The sequence below is a fragment of the Streptomyces tricolor genome (assembly GCF_002155905.1).
Taxonomy (GTDB): Bacteria; Actinomycetota; Actinomycetes; order Streptomycetales; family Streptomycetaceae; genus Streptomyces; species Streptomyces tricolor.
In genome coordinates this window covers 1-9376 of sequence record NZ_MUMF01000369.1, presented here as the reverse complement: position 1 = coordinate 9376, position 9376 = coordinate 1, and the positions used below count along the sequence as shown (strand labels likewise).

The 9376-nt window shown below is 70.5% G+C and carries 16 protein-coding genes; 4 read left to right on the top strand and 12 right to left on the bottom strand.

The window, feature by feature from the left end; translation table 11 throughout:
• The 3 genes from CCN44_RS25435 to CCN44_RS25425 form a co-directional block, all read left to right on the top strand.
• Positions 1–444 (top strand): M48 family metalloprotease (locus CCN44_RS25435; RefSeq protein WP_158103145.1); only part of this gene is annotated, 444 nt, incomplete at its 5' end.
• 32 nt (positions 445–476) lie between these two features.
• Positions 477–740 (top strand): response regulator, encoded by a 264-nt coding sequence (locus CCN44_RS25430; protein ID WP_078625779.1) that lies wholly within the window; start codon positions 477–479, stop codon positions 738–740.
• Entirely contained in the window at positions 659–961 is a 303-nt protein-coding gene (locus tag CCN44_RS25425; protein WP_033314377.1) for a multicopper oxidase domain-containing protein, read from the top strand. Before CCN44_RS25430 ends, CCN44_RS25425 begins: the two co-directional genes overlap by 82 nt.
• A gap of 71 nt (positions 962–1032) precedes the next feature.
• Here CCN44_RS25425 and CCN44_RS25420 read toward each other — a convergent pair whose 3' ends face one another.
• The 10 genes from CCN44_RS25420 to CCN44_RS25375 all read right to left on the bottom strand — a co-directional run bounded on the left by CCN44_RS25420 (position 1033) and on the right by CCN44_RS25375 (position 7814).
• Positions 1033–2133: a sensor histidine kinase gene (locus CCN44_RS25420; RefSeq protein ID WP_086699847.1), complete on the bottom strand. Its 1101-nt coding sequence runs from the start codon at positions 2131–2133 to the stop codon at positions 1033–1035.
• Positions 2130–2819: a response regulator gene (locus CCN44_RS25415; protein WP_033314375.1), complete on the bottom strand. Its 690-nt coding sequence runs from the start codon at positions 2817–2819 to the stop codon at positions 2130–2132. Before CCN44_RS25415 ends, CCN44_RS25420 begins: the two co-directional genes overlap by 4 nt.
• Before the next feature lie 100 nt (positions 2820–2919).
• Entirely contained in the window at positions 2920–3408 is a 489-nt protein-coding gene (locus tag CCN44_RS25410; RefSeq protein WP_051814996.1) for a hypothetical protein, read from the bottom strand.
• Positions 3409–3583: 175 nt separating this feature from the next.
• Positions 3584–5062 carry an ABC transporter permease gene (locus CCN44_RS25405; protein WP_086699844.1) on the bottom strand — a complete coding sequence of 493 codons (1479 nt, stop codon included), beginning with the start codon at positions 5060–5062 and terminating at the stop codon, positions 3584–3586.
• Entirely contained in the window at positions 5062–5766 is a 705-nt protein-coding gene (locus CCN44_RS25400) for an ABC transporter ATP-binding protein (protein WP_033314373.1), read from the bottom strand. The genes CCN44_RS25405 and CCN44_RS25400 overlap by 1 nt, the downstream gene beginning before the upstream one ends.
• A 31-nt stretch (positions 5767–5797) precedes the next feature.
• Complete coding sequence (locus CCN44_RS25395) at positions 5798–6094, bottom strand: hypothetical protein (protein ID WP_033314372.1); 297 nt, start codon at positions 6092–6094, stop codon at positions 5798–5800.
• Positions 6095–6099: 5 nt separating this feature from the next.
• A complete protein-coding gene (locus tag CCN44_RS25390; RefSeq protein WP_033314371.1) occupies positions 6100–6789 on the bottom strand; it encodes a methyltransferase family protein in 690 nt (229 codons plus the stop codon).
• A complete protein-coding gene (locus CCN44_RS25385) occupies positions 6789–7040 on the bottom strand; it encodes a hypothetical protein (protein ID WP_033314370.1) in 252 nt (83 codons plus the stop codon). Before CCN44_RS25385 ends, CCN44_RS25390 begins: the two co-directional genes overlap by 1 nt.
• Before the next feature lie 58 nt (positions 7041–7098).
• Entirely contained in the window at positions 7099–7371 is a 273-nt protein-coding gene (locus tag CCN44_RS25380) for a DUF2933 domain-containing protein (protein WP_063739372.1), read from the bottom strand.
• Positions 7372–7526: 155 nt separating this feature from the next.
• Positions 7527–7814 (bottom strand): hypothetical protein, encoded by a 288-nt coding sequence (locus CCN44_RS25375; RefSeq protein ID WP_033314369.1) that lies wholly within the window; start codon positions 7812–7814, stop codon positions 7527–7529.
• A gap of 500 nt (positions 7815–8314) precedes the next feature.
• On the opposite strand from CCN44_RS25375, the gene CCN44_RS25370 reads away from it, so the two are divergent.
• On the top strand, positions 8315–8641 hold the full coding sequence (locus CCN44_RS25370; RefSeq protein WP_086699841.1) for a metal-sensitive transcriptional regulator: 327 nt from the start codon (positions 8315–8317) through the stop codon (positions 8639–8641).
• Positions 8642–8875: 234 nt separating this feature from the next.
• Here CCN44_RS25370 and CCN44_RS25365 read toward each other — a convergent pair whose 3' ends face one another.
• Together CCN44_RS25365 and CCN44_RS25360 are read right to left on the bottom strand one after the other, a co-directional pair.
• Complete coding sequence (locus tag CCN44_RS25365; RefSeq protein WP_086699838.1) at positions 8876–9091, bottom strand: hypothetical protein; 216 nt, start codon at positions 9089–9091, stop codon at positions 8876–8878.
• A 51-nt stretch (positions 9092–9142) separates the two neighbouring features.
• Positions 9143–9337: an SHOCT domain-containing protein gene (locus CCN44_RS25360; protein ID WP_331478616.1), complete on the bottom strand. Its 195-nt coding sequence runs from the start codon at positions 9335–9337 to the stop codon at positions 9143–9145.
• Positions 9338–9376 lie beyond the last annotated feature (39 nt).

Below are 9376 nucleotides of genomic sequence, written 5' to 3'. Positions count from 1 at the left end.
TTCCTGGGCGTGATCGCCGGACTCATGGTCCGCTTCGCCTTCTACTCCCAGCTCTTCGGAGGCCGCGACCGCCGCGACGACGACCAGAACACCGCCGCGCTGCTGTTCGCGGTCATGGCGGTCTCCGCCCTCGTCTACGCCCTCAGCTTCCTGCTCATCCGCGCCCTGTCCCGCTACCGCGAACTGGCCGCCGACCGGGCCGCCGCCCTGCTCACCGGCCGCCCCTCCGCGCTGGCGTCGGCGCTGACCAAGGTCACGGGAGACATCGCCCGCATCCCCACCCAGGACCTTCGCACCGCGCAGGCCTTCAACGCCTTCTTCTTCACCCCCGCCCTCGGACCGGGCTCGACCGTGGCGAACCTGTTCTCCACCCACCCCACCCTGGAGCGCCGCCTCGACCAACTCGCCGAGATCTCCGCCGAGCTGGGCCGCCCGGCGCCATGACCCTGAAGCGCACACCGTCAGGAGTACGGGACATGAGCGACGACTCGGCACCGACGGCCCAGCGGGCCCTGGTGGTCGACGACGAGGTGGAACTCGGCCGCCTGGTCGGGGACTACCTGTCCCGCGAGGGCTTCGCCGTGGACGTCGTACGCAACGGCGCCGACGCGTTGGAGCTGGCCCGTACGACAGCGCCGGACGTCGTCGTGCTCGATGTATGTGGGGAGCGTCCGCCAACGGCAAGAAGGACGGCACCCTGCCGGTCCGGCAGGGTGAGCGGATCAGGCTGGTCCTGGTGAACAAGTCCATGATGTGGCACCCGATCCATCTGCACGGCCACACCTTCCAGGTGGACACCGGCTCCACCCCGGGACCGCGCAAGGACTCGGTCATCGTCCCGCCCATGAGCCGGATCACCGTGGAGTTGGACGCGAACAACCCGGGCCAGTGGGCGCTGCACTGCCACAACATCTACCACGCGGAGGCGGGCATGTTGACCATGCTCTCCTACGTCAAGTAGCCGCCATCCCCTCCCCGGGGGACCGCCGCTGCCACGGCAGCGGCGGTCAAGCGCTGTGTAAACGGGGGCCGCTAAGGGGGTGGGCGCAGCGGCAGGACGAGGGTGAAGCGCGCACCCTGCCCTCGCCCCGGTGAGGACGCCGTGACGTCTCCGCCGTGCGCACGTGCGATTCCCCGGGCGATCGTCAGGCCGACGCCCGAACCGGAGGAGCGGCGGGGCTGACCGGGTGCGCGGTAGAAGCGTTCGAAGACGCGCTCGACGTCCTCTGCGGCCAGACCCACGCCGGTGTCCGTCACGACGACCTCACCGAGGCTGCCGGAGCCGCGTGCGCTGATCGTGACGGTGCCGTCGGCGGGGGTGGCGAGCAGGGCGTTGCCCAGCAGGTTGGTCAGTACCTGGGTGATCCGGTCCGGATCGGCGCGTACCGGTACGACCGTGTCGGCGTCGACGACCAGCGTGAGGTGCGCATCGTCGAACTGGGGCGCGAGCCGCGCGGCGGCGCGTCGGGCCAGGTCCGACAGGTCGGCGTCGACGAGATGTAGGTCGAGGCGCTGTTCCTCGGCGCGGGACAGGCCGGACAGGTCGTCGGCGAGCCGGTGCAGCCGGCGCAGTTCCTCGCTGAGGGAGGCCAGGGTGTCCGGGCTCGCGGTGAACACACCGTCGATCAGGCCCTCGACGTAGCCGTCGAGTGCGGTCAGGGGGGTCCGCATCTCGTGGGCGACGTCGCCGAGCAGGCGGGTGCGCCGTGTCTCGGTGTCGGCCAGGGTGTGCCCGAGGGTGTTGACGTCGGTTGCCAGCGCGGCCAGTTCCGGTTCGGACGGAAGCGGGACGTCGACGTCGTACCGTCCGCCGGCGATCCTCCGGGTCGCGGTACGCACGGCATCCAGCGGGCGCAGCAGGCGGCGGGTGGCGAACGCCGCGAGGACTCCGGCGGCGGCGACACCGGCCAGGACGCCCACGAGCAGGGCGGTGTTGAGCGCGGTCTGGAAGGCGGCGTGCACCTGTGCGCCCGTCGCCGGGCCCACGCCGGGCATGTGGCCGTTCATCATCCCCATACGCTGGTCGAACAGATGCGGCGCGAGCAGCCGTACTGTCAGATAGGCCACGAGGGCGCCGACCACGGCCACGGCGGTGTGGGAGACGAACAGCCGCAGGGGCAGGCGCGCCCTCATCGCGGCCGGCCCACGAACTTGTAGCCCACGCCGCGCACCGTGGCGATCAGATGGGGATCGCTCGCGTCGTCACCCAGCCGTGCCCGCAGACTGCGGATGTGGACGTCGACGACGCGCTCGTCGCCGTAGAAGTCGTAACCCCATACGCGCTGCAGCAGTTGCGCGCGTGAGAACACCCGGCCCGGCGCGTCGGCCAGCGCGGCGAGTAGGTCGAACTCAAGGCTCGACAGAGCCACTTGCTTCCCTTCCACCGTCACCTCGCGGCCGGCGGGGTCGATGGTCAGGCCGTCGAAACGCAGCGGTGCGTCCTGGTCGGCCTGTGTTCCCCTGCCGCGGCGCAGCACCGCCTTCACCCGGGCCGTGACCTCGCGCGGGCTGAACGGCTTGGTCACGTAGTCGTCCGCACCCACGCCGAGTCCGACGAGCTTGTCGACCTCCTCCGCCCGTGCCGTGACCATGATCACGTAGGTGTCGGTGAAGCCGCGCAGCTGCCGGAGGACCTCCAGTCCGTCGATCCCCGGCAGCATCACGTCCAGGAGCACCAGGTCGGGCGGATCGCCGCGGAGCGCGGCGAGCGCCGTCTCCCCGTCGGCGGCCTCCGCCACCTGGAATCCGTCCGCCTCCAGATAGCCCCGCAGGACTCTCCGTATGTGCGGCTCGTCGTCGACCACCAGCACCCGCCGCATGGGCTCACTCCTCAAACGACACCACGACCAGGCAGCACCGTATGCGTGACTGCCTGGCCGCACCCAACCACTCACCCTCGGACAGAGGGCAGGGCCGGTGTCACATGCTGCCCATCCGCATGCCCATCGGTCCGTGACCCGCGCCGGTGCCATGGGCGTTGTCCACCATGCTGTCGATGTGGCTCTTGGCCTGCACGAGCTTCGACTTCCTCTGCTCGGCCGTCAGCGTGGTGTTGTCGTCGAGCTCGCTCTCGACCGCCGCGAGCATCGCGTCCTTGAGCCCGGAGACCGACTTGCCCTGCGCCTTGGCGATGTCCGCGAGCGACTTGCCCGCGTGCATCTGGCTCTGCAGGTCGGTGCGGCTCAGGCCGAGGTACTTCGCAGCGGCGTCCATGGGCGCGTGTTCGCCGAACCCCATGCCGTGCATGCCGCCGCCGCACATCCGGTTCGGCGAGGCGGACGCCGTGCTTGCGGCAGGCGAGCCCGTCGTGCCAGTCGCCGCCTGCGCGATACCGACGCCGCCGGCGAGTGCTCCGGCAACCCCGAGCGCCACCAGTCCTCGCGTCACGTCCTTACGGTTCAGCTTCATCGCTCTCGGCTCCCTGGTTCGTGTTCCGGCACTTGTCGAGCAGGTTCATCGGTGGCGCCCGACCCGGCGTGCGTAGCCCCGTCCCGGCCCGATGTCCCTACTCACCAGCATCGGAGCGGGCCGTGAAGCAACGACCGGCGCTCGTATGAAGCGTCTGTGAAGGCAGACCGGAACCTCACGTGGCGGTGGTGCGCACGGCCCGGCGGAACAGCAGCGCGGCCGTGAACGTGAGGCCCGCGAGCCAGGCGAGGGCGATGAGCAGCGGGCCGGTCTCGTCGAAGGACGCGGTGAGCGCGGCGTCGTACAGGACCCGCGAGGCGCCGTAGCCGGGCAGGGCCCGACCCAGGCCGGACACCTCGGAGTTGAGCATGGGACTCTGCTCGATGCCGAGGTCGAGGAACGGCACCAGGAAGGCGATGAACACGCCACCGACCCGCCCGACGAACGAGCCGATCAGCACGCCGATGAGGCCGTAGGTGAGACCTAGCAAGAGGTTGGCGACGAGGTAGAGACCCCATTGGCGGGCGTCGAACAGGGCCGCCGTGACGGCCACGGAGGCCGCGGTCGCGATCAGCGCACCCAGGGCGACGACGGACAGCCGGGCCACGAGCAGGCTGCGCGCTCGCAGCCCGGCCAGGACGAGACGCTGGTCGCCGGAGCGCGCCTGAAGGACGGTGAACAGTCCGACGAGCGCGGCGAGCGAGGCGATGGAGACCGGGGCCATGAAGCCGGGATGGGCGTCGGGGAACCAGAACCGCACCGCGACCCGGCGGCCGTTCTCGGGGAGCAGCATGGACTGGTACTCCTCCGGGGTGGTGACCGCGGCGAGCAGGATGAAGACGGTCGGCACGGCGATCAGCAGCGCCCACAGCACGCGATTGCGGCCGGCTTCGCGCAGCCCCATCCGCAGGGCGGTGGCCAGTTGGCCCGCCCGGTGGCGCGGCCGTGCGGCACGGCTGGTGGCGGCGACGACCGTCCAGCTGACGGTGAGCGCGGCGGCGGTCCATACGAGCGCCCAGCCGAGGTCACCGATGCGGCCACCGTGGCGGGACGGCAGGTCCATCATCCACAGCGCCGCGAAGTGCGTCGGCAGGGGACGCGTCACCACCCGGTCCGCTGAGCCGAACGCCGGCCCGAGGAAGACGTCCAGGATCCACACGAAGAAGACGAGGACGGTGCCGTTGACCGGCCCTGGGACGAGAGCGCCGACCAGAGCCCCGATGCCCAGATAGATCACCGCGAACATCAGCGTCCCCGCAATGGTCCGGCCCGGTGCGTCGATGCCGGTGCGAGCTGCCAGGGTCACCAGGGCCGCGGCGGTGGCGGTGACGGCGAGCGCGAGCCCCGTGGCGAGCCGGGCGGCGACCAGCCGGGCGGGAGCCAGTCCCGCCAGCACCAGACGGCGGTCGGTGGCGCGGGCGGAGCGTATCTGGAAGTACATGGCGATGGCCGAGATGAACGCGGCCGCCCACCCGGCGGTGACCGTCTCCACCTCCACCCCGCCCTGCCCGCCGAGCAGTTCGGCGGCGTCCGCGATCTTCTGCGCGGCGATCGCCACGAACACGACCGGCACGATGACCAGCATCGACACGGTGACCGGATTGCGTGCCGTCTCGCTGACGTAGCGGCGTATGAGCAGGCCGGTGGTGGTCATCACGCCACCGCCTTGCCGTCTCGCGGCTGCGTCTTTCCGTCTCGCAGTTGCACGATGCGGTCGAAACGCTCCTCGTCGGTGACGAAGTGACTGATGATCAGCACGGACCGGCCCGCCTGCCGCCGTTGCCCGACGAGGTCCCAGAACTTCAGGTAGGTGTCGAAGTCGAAGCCCGCGTACGGCTCGTCCAGCAGCAGCACCTCGGGATCGGCCAGCAGTGCGAGGCCGAGGTTGAGCTTGGACAGCGTGCCGCCGGACAGCTGGTCGGAGCGGGTGGCGGCGTGCCGCTCGAAGCTGAGCGACTCGTAGATCGCCCGGCGGGCGCGTCGCTCGGCCTCGGGGGCCATCCCGTAGGCGCGGCCGAACAGCTCGAAGTGCTCGTCGCAGGTGAGGCGTTCGTAGACGATGGGCTCCTGGGGACAGTAGCCCAGCCGGCCGTCGTACGACACGGTGCCGGCGTCCGGCCGCAGCGCGCCCACGAGGATCTTCATCAGGGTGCTCTTGCCGGAGCCGTTCTCCCCGACCAGGCCCACGACCTCACCGTGGGCCAGCGACAGATCCGCGCCTCGCAGTACCGTCAGGCTGCGCCTGGCCGGCCAGACGCCGCGCCGGTAGGCCTTCTCGATCCCGGTGGCGGTCAGGACGGACTGCAGTTGCTGCGTCGACGATGCGTAGGCGGTCGACACGGGTGTGGCGGGGCTCATGGCTCCCTCCTCGGCTTCCCGGATGTGCCTCTCAGGCAGTGCCCGTTGACGTGCGGGACGGGATGTCGCGCATCGTGTCGGCGAAGGCGTGCACCAGCGCGGCGGAGGTGTAGCCGACTCCCCACAGACCCCAGGCCGCGGCGGGGGCGTCGATCGCCAGGAGCGCGGGCACCGGGGCCGCACAGATGGCAACCAGGGCAATCGCGGTACGGCCGACGGGGTGCACCTCGGCCGGGGCGCCCAGGTGCCCGAGGCGGATGAGACGGTAGGCGTACAGTCCGACGACGAGCACCTGCAGAGCGATCAGGGACCAGACGAGAGCGATCACGTCCCTCACCTCCGTGCGGTGGTGTGGCGCTCGTGCCGTGCCGGCGGGCCACTGCGCGGCGCGGGCGGACGGGTGCGCCACCTGGGCCAGAACTTGGGTGTGTGGGCGGCGTACGCGTCCCAGTCGGCGCCGAACTTCTCGGCGACCTCGCGCTCCTCGCTGCGGGCCAGCCGTGCGTAGACGTACACCAGGATCGGGAACATGATCAGGGTGGGGATGGTGGGCCACTGCAGCAGGAACCCGATCATGATGAGCAGGAAGCCGTCGTACTGCGGGTGGCGCACCCAGGCGTACGGGCCGGTCGTGGCCAGGCGGTCGTGCTGGGCGGCGTCGTGCAGCACCCTCCACGCGGCGGCGATCAACCAGAAGCCGACGGCAATGCCGACATAGCTGGCCAGGTGGAAGGGGCTCAGATGCGGGTCACCCTGCCAGTTGGTCAGATCGTTCCACAGGTGCCCGCCGGCGTGGGTGTCCTTCAGCAGCGGGAACTGGGAGCCGAGCCAGCTGCCGAGCAGGTAGATAGTCAGCGGAGTGCCGTACATCTCGGTGAACAGCGCCACCATGAAGGCGCTGTAGGCGCCCATCGCCCGCCAGTCCCGCTTGCTCTTCGGATGGAAGAAGCTCGCGGCGAAGACGATGAACAGCAGGGTGTTGAGCACCACCAGCGGCCACAGGCCGTATGCGGCGTCAGCCATCACGTCCTCCTTGGGGTGCGCTCGCCAAGAGCGAGGCCGTGCATCCTCGTGCGGTAAGTGGTCGCGTCGATCCGGCCGTGCAGTCGCAGTCCGACCAGCCACATCTCGGCGCTCTCCAGGGCGGCACGACGGCCCCTGATCCGGGCCAGCGGCGGGCAACGGCTTTCACTCGGCGTCACCAGCCGGGCGATGTCGTAGACCACGGCGGCCAGGATCAGCGAGCCGATCAGCACCGCCACCATGGCAGTCATGGCGCCTCTCTCACTGTTGCCGCATGGTGGCGGGGGCGACGGTGGTCCGGATCCCGCGCTATGAGCGGCCATGGCCGTAGGGGTGCTGATGACCGTCTTGATCGTGCTTGCGCAGCGGATCGCGGTCTCGGTCGGTGGACTCGTCCGTGTGGTCGTGTCCGCCGTGCATGCCTCCACCGTGCATGCCGCGCATCATGAAGATCATCATCAGCGGGCAGGCGGCCAGGACGGCCAGAAGTACGATCGTCCCAATGGGCACGCCCAGGGCCACGAGCCCGACGATCCCGATCGCTGCGGCGAGTGCGTACAGCGGACGCTTGTCGTTCGTCATGACGTCGCCTCCTTGGCTTCGTCTCGGATACCTCCACCCGGTACGGGTGGTCTATTTCCAGGCTGAGCCTGTTGTTGGCCGGTGGGCAGGGGCTGAGCGTGCCTAGGGGAGGGCCGAAGGTCCTCTGTCAGGAGGGCCGGACGGCCCCGCGCGCCTCATCTCGTCTGTCCCCGGGCCCCGAGTACGCGACGGATCGCCACTGTGCGTACATCGGGCTGGCGGCTCTTGTGCGCGAGCTCGTCCATCGCCCGGCGATAGGCGGCGCGATCGATCCGCTCCGCCAACACCAGGCGCACCCAACGACATTCGGCAGCGCCATCGCCGGCACGCCGGCCTCCGAGCCGGGCCAGCAGCACGCCGCAACGGCCCCGCGCGGCGACGACGCGCCGTACGGTGTCGACAGCGATCCATGCCAGCAGCGCCAGTCCGATCAGTGTCGACATGGCCGTCTCCGCTCTCGAGCCGGGCCGCCGGCGGGCTGTGGCTCTTGTGATCAGAGCCTTTGCCTGGCCGGTGCGGACTCCTCCACCGTGGCCCCGGCGGGCCGCGAATGCTATGGCGCTAAGGTCCTTAGTAATGGGTCGAACGGCCCCATCACGAGGACTCCGCCGGATGGGCGCCGGTCACCGTGCCGGGGGTTCCTCCTCAGCCGTCCGCAGCGCCACGGTCTCCGGCATCGAGGCGGGCCGGTCCTCCCGTTCGCGGTGGTTGCGGACAAGTGAGGGCAGGAAAACGCGGCCGGGACGAGGGCGACCCCGAAACGGGCGGTAACCACCCGCCCAGTTCGTGTCGCGCGCGGTACCGCAGACAGGGGCCTGTCGGCCCCGCGGACGGGACGGCAGGCCCCTACGTGGTGGGGGTATCCACGGTCAGGATGGAATCCGCACCTCGTACATGCGGTACACGCGGTACACGCGGAGAGATGGAGAGGAGGCGCACGGCGATGACCACAGCCCCCGGTCGCGGTCTCCGCCCGCGGGTGTCCGAACCGCCGGGCTATCACAGCCAGAAGGCCGATCACCTGTCCCGGCTGCACAAGATCGAAGGCCAGGTGCGAGGCGTATCGCGCATGGTCGACGAGGACCGGTACTGCATCGATGTCCTCACCCAGATCGGCGCCGTCACCCGGGCGCTCCAGGAGGTCGCCCTGGGTCTGCTCGACGACCACACCAGGAACTGCCTGCTGACCGCTGCCCGTTCGGACCCGGAGGAGGCCGACGCGAGGCTCGACGAACTCGCCCTCGCCATGCGCCGGTTGACGCGGATGTGACCTCGGCCGTTCGTCGGCGGTCCGCCACGGTCTTCCTCGGCTACGACTTGGCGTCCATGGCGCCCGCCAGAGCCCGCTGACGGCCGCCACGACGCCGCCCGCCAGGGAGGACAGGTGGAAGGCGGAGGGTCGTCCTTGGTGCGATCCGGCATGCCGCCGGGGCTCGGGGCGGTCCGTCCGTCGTCACCTGCCTGCCACCGGCGTTTCGGGCCGCGGTCCCGCGCCTGTGCCTGCTCAGTCGGCGCAGGGCATCCCGTCCCAGCCGGCGTAGCCCTGGTGCATGCCAGGGTTGTGGGTTCCGGAGAATCCCATGGTCTGCGCGCACTGCCGCACGTGCTGGCCGAACCCGGAACCCGAATCCGCGGGAGCGTCGGCCCTCGCGGTCGCCGGTGCGAGAGCCACGGCGGCCAGAGCCGCGAGTCCGACGCCGATCCGCGCAATCACTCGCATGTCAGTTCCTCCTCTTCGAGGTGAGCCGGTTCTGCCCTTGGCGGGCTCTGGTCACCGCTTGGTCAGGGTGGGCCCGCCGGTGCGCAGCACCTCCAGGCGGCGCCGGTACTCGTCCTCGTCGATCTCGCCGCGGGCGAACCGCTCGGCGAGCAGCTGCTCCGGGGTGGCGGACGCCGGGGGAGCGGACGGCGGGGTGGGGGCACCGGTGTGCTCGGGCGACCGATTCAGGGCACGGAAGAGCAGCACGAAGACCGTGATGATCAGGCCCCACAAAATCTTTTAGAC